The organism is Flavobacterium keumense (assembly GCF_029866485.1).
Taxonomy (GTDB): Bacteria; Bacteroidota; Bacteroidia; order Flavobacteriales; family Flavobacteriaceae; genus Flavobacterium; species Flavobacterium keumense.
Genome location: NZ_CP092332.1, coordinates 935,929 through 953,329, shown reverse-complemented (window position 1 = coordinate 953,329; position 17,401 = coordinate 935,929). Strand labels below are relative to the sequence as shown.

Here is a 17,401-nt window from a genome sequence, read left to right as displayed (position 1 = left end):
ATGGAAATGAATACCACTATAGCTTTACTATTAGTTCTTGCTCCTTTTGCGGGATTTTTAATCAATGTTTTCTTTGGGAAAAGTATAGGAAAAACCGTTTCTGGAATCATCGGAACACTTACGGTAGCGATTTCATTTGCTACTTCAATTTATTTCTTTAGCGCATTAACTGCTGAACCAAAAGGATTCAACATTACCCTTTTTGATTGGATTCATGTGAGTAATATCAAAATCGATTTTGGTTTCTTGTTAGACCAATTGTCTGTTTTATGGTTGCTTTTTGTAACAGGAATTGGTTCACTAATTCATTTGTATTCGATCAGCTACATGCACGACGACGAAAACATGCACAAATTCTTTGCCTACCTCAACTTGTTCGTTTTCTTTATGATTACGTTAGTAGTGGGAAGCAACTTATTAGTATTATTCATCGGTTGGGAAGGTGTAGGATTGTGTTCATACTTATTGATTGGATTTTGGTACAAAAATCAAGACTATAATGATGCCGCTAAAAAAGCCTTCATCATGAACCGAATTGGGGATTTAGGATTACTAATTGGAATCTTCATTTTAGGATATTTATTCTCTACTTTAGATTATGCAACGTTAAAGACAGCTATTGCTGGCGCAACTAACATCGATTTATATTGGCTTTCAGCAGCTGCCTTGTGTTTGTTTATTGGTGCAACTGGAAAATCAGCACAAATTCCATTATACACTTGGTTGCCTGATGCGATGGCGGGACCAACACCGGTTTCGGCATTGATTCACGCAGCAACAATGGTAACAGCGGGTATTTTTATGATTACGCGTCTGAACTTTGTTTTTGATTTAACACCAGACGTTCAAAGCATCATTGCAGTAATTGGAGCCATTACGGCTTTAGTAGCAGCTACTATTGGTTTAGTACAAAACGATATTAAAAAGGTCTTGGCCTACTCTACTGTTTCGCAATTAGGATTAATGTTTTTAGCATTAGGTCTAGGCGCTTACGAAGTAGCTGTTTTCCACGTAATCACACACGCCTTTTTCAAAGCCTGTTTGTTCTTGGGTTCTGGTTCTGTAATCCACGCTTTACATGGCGAACAAGACATGCGCAAGATGGGTGGTTTGAAAAAAGCCATGCCAATTACTTTCATCACGATGTTAGTCTCTTCTTTGGCAATTTCAGGAGTGCCTGTATTTTCGGGATTCTTCTCTAAAGACGAAATCTTGTTAACGGCTTTTCATCATAACATTCCGTTATGGGTTGTCGCTTCGGTGGCGTCTATCATGACCGCTTTTTATATGTTCCGATTGATGTTTTTAACTTTCTTTAATGAGTTTAGAGGAACGGAAGAACAAAAACACCACTTACACGAAAGTCCAGCTTTGATTACGTTTCCTTTAATTGTGTTGGCAATTTTGGCTACCATTGGCGGTGTAATTAGCTTGCCAGGGAATTCTTGGTTGAATCACTATTTGATTCCAATTTTACCAAAATTAGCTTCGGCAGAACACCATTTAGGAAATACTGAATACCTATTAATGGCGGTAGCGGTTGTTGGAGGGTTAGTTGGAATTGGATTGGCTTACGCCAAATACAACAAACAAAATACGGTTCCTGGAGACGATGCTTCCATTACAGGATTTGCTAAAGTGTTGTATAACAAATACTATTTGGACGAAATCTACAACTCCTTGTTTGTAAAATCGGTTAACGAATTGTCTAAATTCTTCAGAGACCAAGTAGAAACTAACTTGTCAGCATTCGTATTTGGATTCGGAAAAGTAACCACCGCAATTAGTCTTCAAGGAAAAAAAGTACAAAATGGAAGTGTAGGATTATACCTTTTTGCCTTTGTTTTGGGTCTTTGTGCCATTATTTCCTTTTTATTTTTAGCTCAATAATATATCTACTATGAACGTATCTCTTATATTACTTATTCTTTTGATCGGTGCTTTGGCAACCTATATGGTAGGTGACAAATTTGCATCCAAAGTGGCGTTGCTTTTTGGACTAGTTTCCTTGGGCACTTCTATTGTAGTTTTGAACCATTACAATTTGGGCGAAAATATCGGATTCATTTCTCAATGGATTGCAAAACCGAATATTTCTTTTGCTTTACAAGCAGACGGATTGGCTTTAGCCATGCTATTGCTAACAACCGCTTTGACGCCAATAATTATCTTTTCATCTTTTGGAACCGAAGTTCAACATGCCAAAACCTTCTATGCTTTGATTCTATTTATGGCATTCGCCATGGCAGGTACTTTCTTAGCAGCTGACGGATTGTTATACTATATCTTCTGGGAATTGTCTTTATTGCCAATCTATTTCATTGCCTTAGTTTGGGGGAATGGAGATGCTGAAGAACGTAAAAAAGCCGTAGTGAAATTCTTCATTTACACTTTAGCGGGTTCGTTATTTATGTTGGTTGGCTTTGCCTATTTATACCAAAAAGCAGGAAGCTTATTGATTGAAGATTTATATAAACTGAACTTAAGTGGAGCTGAACAAGTTGGGTTGTTTGTTGGATTTTTCTTGGCGTATGCTATCAAAATTCCAATCATTCCTTTCCATACTTGGCAAGCGAATGTCTACCAAAAAGCACCTACTGTTGGAACCATGCTTTTATCTGGTATCATGCTAAAAATGGGATTGTACAGTGTTATTCGTTGGCAATTGCCAATCGTTCCATTAGCAGCAAAAGGTCATGTAATCATTATGCTTATTCTTGGAATTGGCGGAGTGATTTACGGTTCAATAGTGGCGTTGAGACAAAAAGACTTGAAAAAATTGTTAGCCTATTCGTCATTGGCACACGTAGGATTGATTGCAGCAGGAGCTTATACCTTAACTGCTGATGGTATTAGTGGAGCTGTATTGCAAATGATTGCTCACGGATTTGTAGTAGTAGGCTTGTTTTTTATTGCTGAAATTATTTACAGAAGATACGAAACGAGAGTTATTGCTGATATGGGTGGCATTCGCTCACAAGCACCAAAATTTGCCTCACTATTTTTACTTATCGTTTTGGCATCAGTAGCTTTGCCTACTACCTTTAACTTCATTGGAGAGTTTACTGTTTTGTACAGCTTGTCTCAAGTGAATATTGCCTTTGCTGTTTTAGGAGGAACTACTATCATTTTAGGTGCTTATTATATGTTAAAAATGTACCAATCAGTAATGTTAGGCGAAACAAACACCAAACCTTTTGCCGATGTAACCGCTAATGAAGGAATTGTTTTGGTAGTAATTATTGCAGTATTGTTCTTCTTTGGATTGTATCCAAAACCAATCATTGAATTGATTATGCCAAGTATCGAAGGAATTTTAAACCAAATTAATAGAATCAAATAAGTCCACTACAAAATGAATACATTAATAGCTATAATAGGATTAGGTGTTTTATGCCTTGTATTTGAAATTCTAAATCTAAGAAAAGCCATTGTGCCTATTACCATTATTGGATTATTGGCCGTATTGGGATTGAACATCTCTGAATTTGGTTCAACTGAAAGTTACTATGGAAATATGATTGTGGTGAGTAAATTCTCTACCGCATTCTCTTCTTTGTTTATTGTGCTGACTATTTTCTTAGTGGCATTGGGACATCATTTTTATGATAATCATCAAAATAAAATCTCCGATTATATTGCCATCAAAGTGTTTTTATTGTCGGGTGCTGTAGCTATGGTTTCTTTCGGGAACTTAGCGATGTTTTTCTTAGGTATCGAAGTATTGTCTATTTCTTTATACGTTCTAGCAGCTAGCGACCGATTGAATTTAAAAAGTAACGAAGCCGGAATGAAATATTTTTTGATGGGTTCTTTCGCTTCAGGGATTTTATTGTTCGGAATTTGCTTGGTGTATGGAGCTATGGGAAGTTTTGATGTAGCAGAAATAAATGAATTATCTCAATCTGCTGAATTGCCAATTTGGTTCCCTATTGGAATTGCTTTATTGACTGTAGGGATGTTTTTCAAAATTGCAGCCGTTCCTTTTCATTTTTGGGCACCCGATGTATACGAAGGCTCTCCAGCTTTAACAACAGCCTTAATGAGTACCTTGGCCAAAATAGTGGCTATGACTACCTTATATAAACTACTATCTGTCCTCAATGCAGACATTTCTGAAAATTATAAAATGGTAATTGTAGTAATTTCAATGGCATCAATGACGGTAGGAAATATCATGGCATTGAAACAAACCAATGTGAAACGTATGTTAGCATTCTCAGGAATCTCACATGCTGGTTTTATGTTAATGACCTTATTAAGTTTAGCGACTTCAGCAAGTAGTTTATTATATTATACTACTGCTTACGCTTTAGCTGGAATTGCAGCTTTTAGCGTGATTTTATACGTTTGTAAAAACAAACATAACGAAGACATTACCAACTTCCACGGATTAGGAAAAACGCATCCTTTCTTAGCAGCGGTATTAACAGCATCATTACTTTCTATGGCAGGTATTCCAATTTTTGCTGGATTCTTTGCTAAATTAATTTTGTTCACTCAAACGATTCAAAATGGTTTTATTGCCTTAGTGATTGTGGCGGTAATCAACTCGATTATTAGTGTGGGTTATTATTTTAAATTAATCTTAGCTATGTACACTAAGGAGTCTAATGAAGAACGTACTGGACAACCTTTCTTGATTTATGCTGTGGCTTTTACCGCTATTGCTTTGAATATTATTATCGGTTTGTTTCCATCATTGATATTGGACTTATTGGGATAGTTTAATTTCATTATATTCTATACAACCCGTCAAGAGTAATTTTGACGGGTTTTTTATTCTTTATGCCACGAAAGCATAAGGGCCAGCCTATAAGTTCCAAAATAATTAGTAGAATTAAGACCGATTCTAATATCTCAACACACTTTATGTATTTATAATAACCTAAAATGTAAATATGAAATCCCCTCTGTCACCAGAAGGGATTTTGTTTGCTTAAGATTATGTACTACCAAAACTTCACATACAACGCAAAAATAGTCAAGACTAACAAGACAATTAAGATAGTGGTTTGTGGTTCCATTTTGAACATCGCTTTGTCTAGTTCAAAGGCTTTTTCATTTATTTTAGGTCCCGCTAAACTTACTGCAATCATTAAGATCATCGTAAAAATAAAAGACAAGCCCATACAAATCAAGAACGGGATTTCGTAACCCCCTTTACCTTTGGCATAAGCCGTGTAGAGCCAAGTATCATTACCAAACCAAGCGGGTGCCAACTCATTAAACACTACAGACAATACAAAACCAGCTAGAACTCCTACCACCGCAGCAGCTCCTGTAGTGCGCTTCCAAAACATCCCTAAAATAAACATTGCAAATACCCCTGGGCTAATAAAACCCGTATATTTTTGAATGTACGTAAAACCGCCCACACCACCAATACCTAAAGTGTCGTTCCAAGTAAAAAGTACCGCTAAAAATAAGGCGGCAAAGACAGCATACCTCCCAATATTCACTTGATTGGTATCTGTTGCTCCCTTTTGAATGTATTTTTTATGAATATCCAAAGTATAAATTGTAGAGATGCTATTTACTTTGCCGGCTAATGAAGCTACAATCGCTGCGGTTAATGCCGCTACGGAAAGTCCTTTTAAACCCGTAGGTAAGAAGGTTAAAATGGCCGAATAGGCTCCGTCTTTTCCTCCCACTAATTGTGGTAAATGGCCACTTTCATGTAAAACATAGGCTGCAATCCCAGGTAAAATCACAATGAGAGGCATAAATAGTTTAATGAAACCTGCAAATAAAATTCCAGAACGCGCCGTGTCTAAATCGGCTCCTAAAGCGCGTTGAGTAATGTATTGGTTACAACCCCAATAGTTTAAATTGATAATCCAAATTCCCGCCAAATAAGCCATTAACCCTGGAATAGTTAAATATTTATTGATTTCTTCTTGAGTAGATGTTGCTATTGGTTCAGGCATAATCATTTTAAAATGGTCTGGTGCTTGATCCATCAACACTTGAAATCCTGCAATACAATCGTGCCCAAAACCATAATATTGGCTCACTGTTGTCAATGCAATATAGGAAGTTACTAAACCTCCTATAATCAATACAGCTACTTGAATAACATCGGTATAAGCAACTACTTTCATTCCACCTAGAGAAATAATCAACGCAAATACAGCTAACCCTGTAATTATAAGATGTAAATACTGCCCTCCAGCCAAACTATTAATCGCAACAGCTCCTAAATATAAAATAGATGTTAGATTAACAAAAACGTATAAAAACAACCAAAATACTGCCATAATCAATGCAGTCGACTCATTGTATCTCGTTTTTAAAAACTGAGGCATTGTGTAAATCTTGTTCTTCAAATAGACTGGGATGAACCAGATAGCCACAATCAATAATGAAATAGCTGCAATCCATTCGTAAGCAGCTACAGCAATTCCTAAAAAAAAGCCTTCGCCACTCATCCCTATGAATTGTTCTGCTGAAATATTAGAGGCAATTAAGGAGGCACCGATAGCCCACCAGGTCAGTTTTCCTTCAGCTAAAAAATACGCTTTCGCATCGTTTTCGTTTTTTTCGCGCTTGCGGTAAATAGTGTATCCATAGATAGATACCACTAAAAAATAAATGATAAAGACAATGTAATCGGTTAATTCAAGACTTTTCTGATTCATAATTGTAATTGGTTAAATAGCGGAACTAAATATACTAGTTTTTATTTGAAGTAGATGATGATAGGTATAAAATGTTATGCCACGTCACAAAGAGATTATTTAGCATAATTTTTTGATGTGTTTAACAACATACTATCTAAATTATTGTAAGTTTGGCTATAAATTTTTCTCTCAAAACGGCAAAAAATGAATAAAAAACCAGACAATATTGTATATTCTGAAGAGCAAGGATACAACGCCAGCCTACTCCCATATGCTACTACTGTTGGAGCGCCAGTAATCCAATCAGAAGATCTAGTTGCGTGGAAAACACGTGGTATTCATAACGTTAACAAAGTTTTTGAAAATAAATTTGCCGAATTAAAATTAGAGTACCAAAAACTGATGGAAGAATATAAATGGAATGAACTAGTGTACAACGCTAAATTTTCATTTGAACCTGTAATTGGCGAGACTTATCATATGTATTTAGGAGAAGATGGGACAGAATTCTTATCTCTAATCCCACCTAACGAATGGAACAAAAAATTTATTGGTTCATTTCAACTTAATAGCGACAAAAAATGGATAGTAGTCACAACATGTTCTGAATCATCTTAGTCTTTTAACCACAAATTCCGAAAAACTTTCTTTTTATCGTAATCCATTGCTTGTTTCTCAATATTGAAATAGCGATGCCCTCTAGGATCATTGCCTACTCCCGCTAAATAGGCCCAATTGCCCCAATTACTGCATACATCATAATCAATTAATTGCTCTTCAAAATAGGCCGCTCCTACACGCCAATCCATATTCAATTCGTTACAAAAATAACTCGCTACATTTTGTCGTCCGCGATTACTCATAAATCCAGTTAGCTGTAATTCAATCATATTGGCATTGATAAAATCGGATGGTGTTGTACCATTCATCCATTGCGAAAGTAGTTTCTCGTTTAAGGATTTTGAATTCACTTTTTCTGATTTTATTCCTTCATACAAGAAAAATTTCGTTTGGTATTTCTTAAACATAAATCGAAAAAAATCGCGCCAAAGCAATTCAAAAACCAACCAATAGGTCGAGTCATTAGCGCCAAATTGTTTTTCGTATTTTTTAATTTCAGCATAAATGAATCGAGGCGAAATACAACCTAGAGCCAACCAAGGCGAAAATTTAGAGGAATAATCCCTTCCTACCATACCGTTGCGAGTTTCTTTGTAGGACGACAAACATTGCGTATCGTAAAAATAGTGTTGCAATCGTTGAATGGCTTGGCTTTCTCCTCCTTTAAATGGTAACACTGCACGAGAATCGATGGTAGTTTTGGTTACACCTAAAGCCTCTAATGTTGGTAAATCAATTGCTGGAATTGCTGGCGAATTAATTTTCGTTGGAGCTTCAAACGGATTTCTGATAGTAGCGTCTTTTTCTGTTTTTTTTCTGAAATTGGTAAAAACATCCGGAATATCTTTGATAGAAAACGGTAAGTCTTCTGCATGATATAGTGTACTTGTACTTACTGTTTCAAATTCACATCGCAACTTAAACAATTCTAATTCAACTTTTTTCTCTGTTTGCTTTTCTTCAAAAGCTACTTCTCTTTTTGCAAAAACCTTTTGGACTTTATATTCTTGAACTAATTTCGGAATTTCAACTTCTGGCTTCCCTTGTACAATACGTAATCCCGAACCTAACTCGCGTAATTTGACATCCAAATCTTGAAGCGATTCTAATAAAAACTGCGCTCTAAAACTCCCTGTTTTTTTAAATCCATGTTCTGTAGTTTCAAAATGAGATTCGTCAAAACAATACACAGGAATTACCTCTTTACTTTGAGCAATAGCTTTGACTAAAGTTTCGTTATCTCCAATTCGTAAGTCGGTCTTGAACCAAACTAATGCTGTCTTTATCATAACTGATTGATATTATTTAAATAGTAATCGGCTTGCTTCAACAAGGCCTCTTTGTCTTTGGAATTCATTTTATGCCACACATTATACATCATTCCGATGCGCGGGTTTTTGCCCAATTTATCTTCGTTTTTATCATAAAAATTCCAATACAAACTATTGAAAGGGCAGGCTTTATCTCCTGTTTTTAGTGCTTTTTTGTAAAAACAACTACCACAATAATGACTCATTTTATCAATGTATGCCGATGAACTTACATAGGGTTTAGTTCCAACAATTCCACCATCAGCAAACTGGCTCATACCACGTGTATTGGTAATTTCTACCCATTCAATAGCATCGATGTAAATACCCAAATACCAAGCATCTACTTGATCCGGATGAATGCCTGCCAAAAGTGCAAAATTACCCGTCACCATCAATCGCTGAATGTGATGCGCATAGGCAAAATTTAAAGATTGGTTGATGGCATCTTTCAAGCAATTCATTTTTGTTTTGCCTGTCCAAAACCATTCTGGAAGTTGGTTTTCGTTATTGAAATAATTCATCGTGGCGAATTCGGGCATTTTGTTCCAATAAATTCCTCGCATGTATTCGCGCCAGCCAATAATTTGGCGAACAAACCCTTCTAATTGATGGTAGGCTATTGTATCTGGATGATTCTCCCATTCAGATATCGCTCTATTGATGACTTCGAAAGGTGAAATTAGTTTTAAATTCAAAGAAAACGAAAGACGAGAATGGTACAGCGACCATTCGTTAGGCGTCATAGCATCTTGGTAGCTCCCAAAAAGTGCCAAGCATTCTGTTACAAAAAAATCGAGTAATTCTAACGATTGCTTTCTATTGATCGGCCAAACAAAATTTTCGGCATCAATTGTTCCGATGGTTTTGATGTCTGTTTTCTGAATTTCTGAAAGAATTTCCGTCACCTTATTATTGAAAACCAAAGGCGGAGTGGGTTTGTGGTCTTTGGGCAATTTTTTTCGGTTTTCACCATCGTAGTTCCATTTTCCCGTTAGCGGTTTGTCGCCTTCCATCAAAATGTGGTGTTTTTTTCGCATCATGTGGTAAAAACTTTCCATTAAAAAGTTTTTTTTACCTTCAAAAAAATCACCTAATTCGTTTCTCGAACTCATAAAATGCTCCGAATCGCATACCGAAGTAGTGATGGAAAGTGACTGGCACAAGTTTTTCAACTGCTCGTCCAAACGGTATTCGTCAGGGAGTTGGTATTCAAAATGGGTAAACTGTTCTTTTTCAATTAAATATTTGATATTTTTTTCAAACGACTGTAAATTAATGGCATCATTCAAGTGAATATAAAAAACTTGATGTTGTCGTGATTGTAATTCGGCAGCAAATTGACGCATGGCCGAGAAAAATCCAACCACTTTTTGAATATGATGCGTGGCATAATCCGTTTCTGTTCGAATTTCCATCATGACATAAGTCACGGAATCATCTAACGAACTAAACCAAGAATGTTGGATGTTCAATTGATCTCCAAGAAGTAATCGTAACGTTTTTGACATTTTTTATAATTTAACGATTAAAGGATTTAAAAATTTAAAGATTAAGATTGTTTTTCAATCTTTCAATCTTTTTTTCATTCCTACATCTATCACTACAATATTTTACTTCTTCCCAAACCTTTTCCCATTTTTTGCGCCAGGCGAATGGTTTTTGGCACACAGTACAGATTTTAGTTGGTAGGTTTTGTTTTTTTATTCCTCGCATTGTTGGGTTTATTGGGGTTACTTACGTGTTTTTGTAAAATTCGTTTCCCTTCTTGTTTGACTTCCTCTTTTTTTCGAAAACTCCAAACGATGTCACTAGCCTGTTTTCGAGTTGCTTCAATATCAACAATAGGAGCTGGATAGTCTTTTCCTATAATACAATTGTAAAACTGCTGCTCCATTTCGTTCATTTTCCAAGGTTCGTGAAGCAAATGCACTGGTACTTCTGCTAATTCGGGCAACCATTGTTTAATAAATACCCCTTCAGAATCGTGTTCTTCGGAATTTTTTATTGGATTGTAAATTCGAATCGTATTGATCCCCGTTGTACCTGATTGCATCTGAATTTGCGGGTAATGAATTCCGGGTTCGTAATCTAAAAATTGACGGGCTAAAAAATGTAATTCGCGCCAATCTTGCCATAAATTAAAGGTAAAAAACGACACCACCATGGCGCGCATTCTGAAATTGATATAACCTGTTGCCACCAAACAACGCATGCACGCATCGACTATTGGCACACCTGTTTTTCCTTCTTGCCAGGCCTTGATATAGATTTCATTTCTTGGTTTTACCAAAGCATCATACGCTCGGTTGGCATTTTCAAATTCCATTTCGCATTCGTCTTCAAACTTTTGCATAAAATGACAATGCCAATGCAAGCGCGAAACAAAATTGAGAATAGCGCGTTTGTTTTTTGACACTTCGTAGTGCTTATTGGTGTATTGGTAAATCATGCGCATACTGATGTTACCATAAGTCAAATATGGAGACAGTCGGCTGCAACCTTTTCGACTCAAAGCGGGTTTAGAAATGTGTTTGCTGTAATTGACATAACGTTCTTTTACAAAACTGTCCAAATAACGCCACGCCCAGTATTCGCCACCACGTTGAAAATTTTTGTTAGGAGTGGTGATTTCAGTTGATAATTCGGCTCCTTTTATTTTCTCATAAAACTCCGAATCTAATACTATCGTTTTTAAATCGGATTCATTTATAATTTTTGGGGTATCACGCATTACCTGCTCCCAGCGCTTGTCCCAATCTTGTCTTGATTTTAATTTACGAATGACACCGTGCATTTGAAATTCTTTCCAAATGATGTCATTGGAATCAAAAAACGCTTTCATTTCCAAATCGCGGTCGTAAGTCACTTTATTTCCAATTTCTTGATGAGAGAAAACAGATTCTACTTCAAATTTTTGAATTAATTCTGAAAATACGTTCTTAACTTCATCATGAAAAAAATAAATTTTTGCGTTAAATGGTTGAAGTTTTTTATTCAAATCTTGAATGGATTCGTACACAAACCGCCAATGCCGTACATCAGAATCGGGATAATTCATAACGGACGGCTCAAAAAAACAAATCAATAAAAGCGGCACACCCGATTGATGGGCATGAAACAAAGCTTCATTATCAATTAATCGAAAGTCGCGTTTGAACCAAACAATATGTATAGGCTGTTTTTTCAAAAGAGAAAAATAGATTATTTTGTTTAATTTTTTTGTAAAAATAATAAACAAATATACTGTTTTTTAGTAATTGTAAAGAAAATAACAGGAGCAAATACTAAAGATAAAGCAATATTAAAGAAGAAAGTAAAAACAAAAAAGCCTCTTCTTTCGAAGAGGCTTTTGTACCCAGGACCGGGATCGAACCGGTACTCCTAAGAACTGGTGTTTGAGACCAGCGCGTCTACCAATTCCGCCACCTGGGCTTAACAGAAATAAAATAACAAGTGTTATTTTAGCATGAGAAAAGAAGAAATTGTTTTAAATCAACCATCAATTCTTTTAACACGGTGCAAATGTAAAAAATAAAATTAAAACCTCTAATAAAAATACTTAATTTTTTCCTTTCAGAGTTGAATAAATTTTCTAAATTTGCACCTCGTTACAACACAACTTACTAACTAACTACAGCCGAGGCAAATAGATACTTAAGCAAGTAGTAGCAAATGAAGCTTACTTATTTAATTGAATCGGTTTTAACAACAGATTATCAATGTCACACCACGAACCAGAAGCTAAAATTTTTGCCTGTTCAAAAAGTGTATATTTAGCCGAGCAGATAGCAGAAGCTTACGGAATTCCATTAGGAAAGGTAATAACCTCAACCTATAGCGACGGAGAATTTCAACCTTCTTATGAAGAATCAATCCGTGGATTACGTGTTTTTATTGTGTGCTCTACGTTCCCAAGTGCTGATAATTTGATGGAATTGTTATTGATGATTGATGCTGCTAAACGCGCATCAGCTCGACATATTACAGCTGTTATCCCTTACTTTGGTTGGGCAAGACAGGATAGAAAAGACAAACCAAGGGTGCCAATAGGAGCAAAATTAGTAGCTAATTTATTGGATGCCGCGGGAGCAACTAGAGTAATGACAATGGATTTACATGCAGATCAAATCCAAGGCTTTTTTGAAAAACCAGTTGACCATCTCTTTGCTTCAACCATCTTTTTACCTTATATAAAAAGTTTGGACTTGGATAATTTAACTATAGCTTCTCCTGACATGGGAGGCTCAAAAAGAGCATATGCCTACTCTAAATTTTTAAATTCAGATGTAGTCGTTTGTTATAAACAAAGAAAAGTTGCCAATGTGATTGACACTATGGAGTTAATTGGTGAGGTAAAAGGTAGAAATGTAATTCTAGTAGACGATATGATCGATACTGGAGGTACTTTAGCAAAAGCTGCCGATTTAATGATTGAAAAAGGAGCATTAAGCGTCAGAGCTATTTGTACCCACCCAATCTTATCTGGCGATGCTTATGAAAAAATAGAAAACTCAAAATTAAGCGAGTTAATTGTTACCGATTCTATTCCGTTGAAGAAAGAATCAAGCAAAATTAAAGTGTTGAGTTGTGCACCACTTTTTGCAGAAGTAATGCAAATGGTACAAAACAACAATTCCATCAGTGGAAAATTTATTATGTAATATTTTTAATAACTATATTTTTTTACAATGAAATCGATTACAATTAAAGGATCAGAAAGAGAAAGCGTGGGCAAAGTTGCTACTAAAGCCTTACGTAATGCTGGAGCGGTTCCTTGCGTGTTATACGGAGGAGATCAACCAGTTCATTTTTCAGCAGAAGAAAAAGCATTCAAAAACTTGGTTTACACTCCAAACGCACACACAGTTGTGATTGATTTGGGTAACGGTAAATCGTTCAATGCTATTTTACAAGACATTCAGGTTCATCCAGTATCTGACAGAATCTTACACATTGACTTTTTTCAATTGTTTGATAACAAAGAAATTACTATTGAAGTTCCTGTAAAAATCATCGGTAACTCTAAAGGAGTTATGGCAGGTGGAGATTTACGTATCAACAACCGTAAATTAAAAGTAAAAGCTTTACCAAAAAATCTTCCTGATTTTGTTGAAGCTGACATTACTCCTCTTGACATGGGTAACAAGTTATATGTAACTAAAGTTCCTACGCCTAACTTCAAAATCATGCACCCTGATAACACCGTTATCTGTCAAGTGAAGATGTCTCGTGCAGCTATGAAAGCGGCTCAAGAAGCGGCAAAAGCGGCAAAAGCACCTGCAAAAGGAAAGAAAAAATAATTTTTTCAAATCCAATTATACCAAAAGCATCAGTTTTTCAACTGGTGCTTTTTTTATTTGATTTTTCTTGGCTTTTGAAAGTCAAAAACTATTAAAAAAATAAGTTTACTTTTGCAAAATGATACAATGGATAACCCAACTGTTTAGAACGACTCAATCAAAAAAGGAAACCAAGGATATGAAGAAATTTTTAATTGTAGGATTAGGAAATATTGGTGCTGAATATGTAAACACACGGCACAATATTGGTTTCAAAGTGTTGGATTTTTTAGCCAAAAAAGAAAGTCTTTCTTTTGAAACAGTAAAGTTGGGAACTCTAGCGGAATACAAGTTCAAAGGGCGTACTTTTTTATTGCTAAAACCAAACACCTACATGAATTTAAGTGGGAAAGCGGTAAAATTTTGGATGGACAAAGAAAATATTCCTTTGGAAAATGTTTTAGTAATAACCGATGATTTGAATTTGTCTTTTGGAACCATTCGCATCAAACCCAAAGGAAGTGATGGTGGCCATAACGGACTTAAAAACATCAATTTGATTTTAAATACTCAAAATTATAGCCGTTTCCGATTTGGAATTAGTGACCAATTTAAAAAAGGTCAACAAGTAGATTATGTTCTTGGCGAATGGACCGAAGAAGAAAAATCAAAACTTCCAGAACGACTTGAATTAGCTTCAGAAATAATTAAATCTTTCGGTACTGCAGGATTAGAAAACACCATGACCTCTTTTAATGGGAAATAGAACGATTCAATAACTCAATTAACAAATATTTTTTTCACGGTTTCATTATATCCGTCTACTACTGTTAATAAGTATACCCCGGATTGAATTCCTTTTATTTGAATTGTTTCTGCAAAGATAGGAGTACTAGGAAAACTCGCCTGGTATATTTTCTTACCTGTTAAATCATGAAGCGTTATAGTGACTCCAGAAGTATACATGCTAAAAAACACCACATTAAACTCTCCATTATTTGGGTTTGGAAATACCGCTAAACTGTTCCTGTCAATATCTGGAGCAGCAATAGGTGTGTACGTTTTAGTACAAATAGATACTGAAGCAGCATTAATTGATCCAATATCTCCTGCAAATTCGTCCCTAACTCTAAAAGACCAAATCCCTGAAGGATTCGATTCATTATACAAACTTAAAGACTCTTCAGGTGCAACTGTTTGTATGGGTTTGTTTTTCACAAGAAAGAGACCCTCCTAAATCATAATTTTAAAACTAAACTCCCGTTAGTATCCTCACATGAATTTGAAAATAGACGCACGGTTCTCCCTTCTGGATTGATAATTTCCATCTCAATATCTGACAAATAGGTATGAGTTACATTAACTGCCACATTTACATCCGAAACTACTGCCGTAGTAGTTGGAACTACTATTGTTTTAGTAGTATAGGTTGCTGTTTCAGGAATAACAAATGGAGCTGAAAAATCATAGGTAGCACAACTAGAAACCGTTGTGTACCCAATAGCAAAAGGTTCTTGATTGATAGCATAAAAAATATTGTCTGTCGGTTCTATCATAATCCGACAATTTTTTCCTGAAATCCCCTCAGGTACAATAATCAACTCATAGCCATCATTTGGAGTATTTGCTTTTAACGTTTTGGAGAAAGTAAGTCCTCCATCAACAGACAATTTAATATTCACACGTGAAGCTCCGGGTAGCGTAACTGTGTTATTTACCGTCCAAGTAATAATTTGACAACTTAATGGTACCCAAGATAAATCTTTAGTGTTTTGAGAGGTCACTACAAAAGGACCTCTGGTGGCATCAACTGCAACCTGCATTGCATCTGTATTAGTTTGTGCTAATCCCTGTATAGCATTATCTCTAACTGTAAGCGTAAAATGTAGCGTCCTAGAAATATCTGAAACCGATTCCCATTTAGAATTCAACTTATTACTCAACACTTTGTTTAAAGCCGGCATATAACGATTAGGAGAAGTACTTGGCATAACTGATCTAAAAAGCGGCCCATCTATCTTTGTTGGGTAGGCAATACTATTGGACCCATACGATGAAATAGCAGCATCATTTTGTTCCCAACAATAACTCAACACATCGCCATTAGGATCTGAGCCAGAACCTTTAAGAATAAATGGAGTCCCTTTAGGAATACTATAATCAGGTCCTGCATTAGCAATTGGTGTTTTATTTGACAAGAATGTTGTAATTGGACACGTTTTATTTGCAAGATTATTTTGAATTTGTGCAATACTAACAAAAGCAAAATAATTGTCTGAATGCATTTGAACATTAAAATCACTAACTCCTGCATACGCCATAATAGTAGATCCGCCTCCTGGTTCTACATTAACACCAGTGCCTTCAACCTCATGAGAAAACGTATGATTTGCTCCTAATTGGTGACCCATCTCATGTGCCACAAAATCAATATCAAAGGTATCTCCCTCAGGTTTTCCATCTGCCGGAGAAGTATAACCACTTCCTTTAGCTAAATCAGTTGATGAGATTGGATTCTGGCAAACACAACCAATACAACCGGCATTCCCTCCTCCTCCAGATGCTCCAAATAAATGCCCAATATCATAGTTTGCATTTCCTATCTTAGCAGTCAAATCACGTTGTAGTTCTAAATTCCAGGCACCATTAACTCCAACAGACGAAGGTGAGTACGGATCAGTTGCAGCATTCGTATACAATAAAACTGTATTGTTGGCAATCAAATTTAAATGCAAGGCCAAATCTCTATTAAAAATACCATTCACGCGAGTTAAGGTGGCATTCATCGCAGCTAATGCTTGAGTCACTCCTCCAAAATACGCTGTATATTCTCCTGTACATGCCAATGCCAATCGTAATGTTTTATACACTCCATTATTAGCTGTTACAGCCGCCGTTTTACTAACTAATTGCTTATTTAAAAGACTATCTGAAGTAGAACAATACAATGGCAAACTCCCCTTTTGCCTAGTATTGGAATCGAACAATTCATAAATTTCCTGACCATCAGAACGTTTTTCGATAAATTCAGTTGCATTATCGGAACGCAATACCATAGTTTGAATTCCTTTTGGAGACATACTAAAATAGACCGTTGCATTTTTATCTGTCAAACCAAGCCCTGCATACGAACGAATATCAGGAAATTGAGCTTGTAAAGCGGGCTCAAAATTAGAGAATTCATGAATTTTAAACTTTTCTAATTCTCCCTTTTTATTTGGTATTTCTATTTCAATTTCGCTAGCAATAGTGGAATTTTGAAGAGGTTGTAAAGCTTGTTTTAAAGCTGGTACATCTAATTCAAACAATACTGAATGTTCATTATCTTCTCTGATGTTTACACGCTCTATTAAGGAAATTTGAGCTCGAGAAATTCTTTTCCACGGCGATACATTTTGGGCTTGCATCAACGAAAAAGAAAAGATAAGAATTAAAAACAGAAAGTATCTTTTCATTGATTTGGTGTCTTTGGAATTCCAAAAGTAGTTTTTTTGATTTAAAATTAAAACGTAAAATCCTTAATTTTATTGGAAAAATAGCCATTTAATGCACTTTTGACAGATAG

Annotated in this window: 14 protein-coding genes and 1 tRNA gene; 7 read left to right on the top strand and 8 right to left on the bottom strand. The window is 35.8% G+C overall.

Annotated features, from left to right (window positions below):
* The first annotated feature begins 6 nt into the window (after positions 1-6).
* From nuoL to MG292_RS04065, 3 genes are read left to right on the top strand one after another with little or no spacing between them, the layout of a single operon-like run.
* Complete coding sequence (gene nuoL / locus MG292_RS04075; RefSeq protein ID WP_264533979.1) at positions 7-1,890, top strand: NADH-quinone oxidoreductase subunit L; 1,884 nt, start codon at positions 7-9, stop codon at positions 1,888-1,890.
* Positions 1,891-1,900: 10 nt separating this feature from the next.
* Positions 1,901-3,343, top strand: a complete 1,443-nt coding sequence (locus MG292_RS04070) for a complex I subunit 4 family protein (protein ID WP_264533980.1) — start codon at positions 1,901-1,903, stop codon at positions 3,341-3,343.
* 12 nt (positions 3,344-3,355) lie between these two features.
* Positions 3,356-4,726 (top strand): NADH-quinone oxidoreductase subunit N, encoded by a 1,371-nt coding sequence (locus MG292_RS04065; protein WP_264533981.1) that lies wholly within the window; start codon positions 3,356-3,358, stop codon positions 4,724-4,726.
* Positions 4,727-4,952: 226 nt separating this feature from the next.
* On the opposite strand, the gene MG292_RS04060 is transcribed toward MG292_RS04065, so the two are convergent.
* Positions 4,953-6,641: a sodium/sugar symporter gene (locus MG292_RS04060; protein ID WP_264533982.1), complete on the bottom strand. Its 1,689-nt coding sequence runs from the start codon at positions 6,639-6,641 to the stop codon at positions 4,953-4,955.
* Positions 6,642-6,827: 186 nt separating this feature from the next.
* On the opposite strand from MG292_RS04060, the gene MG292_RS04055 reads away from it, so the two are divergent.
* Complete coding sequence (locus tag MG292_RS04055) at positions 6,828-7,241, top strand: DUF2452 domain-containing protein (RefSeq protein ID WP_264533983.1); 414 nt, start codon at positions 6,828-6,830, stop codon at positions 7,239-7,241.
* Here MG292_RS04055 and MG292_RS04050 read toward each other — a convergent pair.
* The 5 genes from MG292_RS04050 to MG292_RS04030 all read right to left on the bottom strand — a co-directional run bounded on the left by MG292_RS04050 (position 7,238) and on the right by MG292_RS04030 (position 11,989).
* A complete protein-coding gene (locus MG292_RS04050) occupies positions 7,238-8,533 on the bottom strand; it encodes a DASH family cryptochrome (RefSeq protein ID WP_264533984.1) in 1,296 nt (431 codons plus the stop codon). The two genes, MG292_RS04055 and MG292_RS04050, sit on opposite strands and share 4 nt — an antisense overlap.
* Complete coding sequence (locus MG292_RS04045; protein ID WP_264533985.1) at positions 8,530-10,065, bottom strand: cryptochrome/photolyase family protein; 1,536 nt, start codon at positions 10,063-10,065, stop codon at positions 8,530-8,532. The genes MG292_RS04050 and MG292_RS04045 overlap by 4 nt, the downstream gene beginning before the upstream one ends.
* 34 nt (positions 10,066-10,099) lie before the next feature.
* Entirely contained in the window at positions 10,100-10,270 is a 171-nt protein-coding gene (locus MG292_RS04040; protein WP_374506622.1) for a DUF2256 domain-containing protein, read from the bottom strand.
* Positions 10,236-11,744: a cryptochrome/deoxyribodipyrimidine photo-lyase family protein gene (locus MG292_RS04035; RefSeq protein ID WP_264533986.1), complete on the bottom strand. Its 1,509-nt coding sequence runs from the start codon at positions 11,742-11,744 to the stop codon at positions 10,236-10,238. The genes MG292_RS04040 and MG292_RS04035 overlap by 35 nt, the downstream gene beginning before the upstream one ends.
* A 165-nt stretch (positions 11,745-11,909) precedes the next feature.
* A tRNA-Leu gene (locus MG292_RS04030) sits at positions 11,910-11,989 on the bottom strand.
* A gap of 287 nt (positions 11,990-12,276) precedes the next feature.
* Between MG292_RS04030 and MG292_RS04025 the strand changes: the two genes are divergently transcribed.
* The 3 genes from MG292_RS04025 to pth all read left to right on the top strand — a co-directional run bounded on the left by MG292_RS04025 (position 12,277) and on the right by pth (position 14,602).
* Positions 12,277-13,218 carry a ribose-phosphate pyrophosphokinase gene (locus MG292_RS04025; protein ID WP_264533987.1) on the top strand — a complete coding sequence of 314 codons (942 nt, stop codon included), beginning with the start codon at positions 12,277-12,279 and terminating at the stop codon, positions 13,216-13,218.
* A 27-nt stretch (positions 13,219-13,245) separates the two neighbouring features.
* On the top strand, positions 13,246-13,857 hold the full coding sequence (locus MG292_RS04020; protein ID WP_264533988.1) for a 50S ribosomal protein L25/general stress protein Ctc: 612 nt from the start codon (positions 13,246-13,248) through the stop codon (positions 13,855-13,857).
* A 118-nt stretch (positions 13,858-13,975) separates the two neighbouring features.
* On the top strand, positions 13,976-14,602 hold the full coding sequence (gene pth / locus MG292_RS04015) for an aminoacyl-tRNA hydrolase (RefSeq protein ID WP_264533989.1): 627 nt from the start codon (positions 13,976-13,978) through the stop codon (positions 14,600-14,602).
* A gap of 14 nt (positions 14,603-14,616) precedes the next feature.
* Here the strand turns inward: pth and MG292_RS04010 are convergent, their stop codons facing one another.
* Both MG292_RS04010 and MG292_RS04005 read right to left on the bottom strand, forming a co-directional pair.
* Entirely contained in the window at positions 14,617-15,054 is a 438-nt protein-coding gene (locus MG292_RS04010; protein ID WP_280158214.1) for a T9SS type A sorting domain-containing protein, read from the bottom strand.
* Positions 15,055-15,074: 20 nt separating this feature from the next.
* Positions 15,075-17,291 (bottom strand): reprolysin-like metallopeptidase, encoded by a 2,217-nt coding sequence (locus MG292_RS04005; protein WP_280158213.1) that lies wholly within the window; start codon positions 17,289-17,291, stop codon positions 15,075-15,077.
* Between the last annotated feature and the right edge of the window lie 110 nt (positions 17,292-17,401).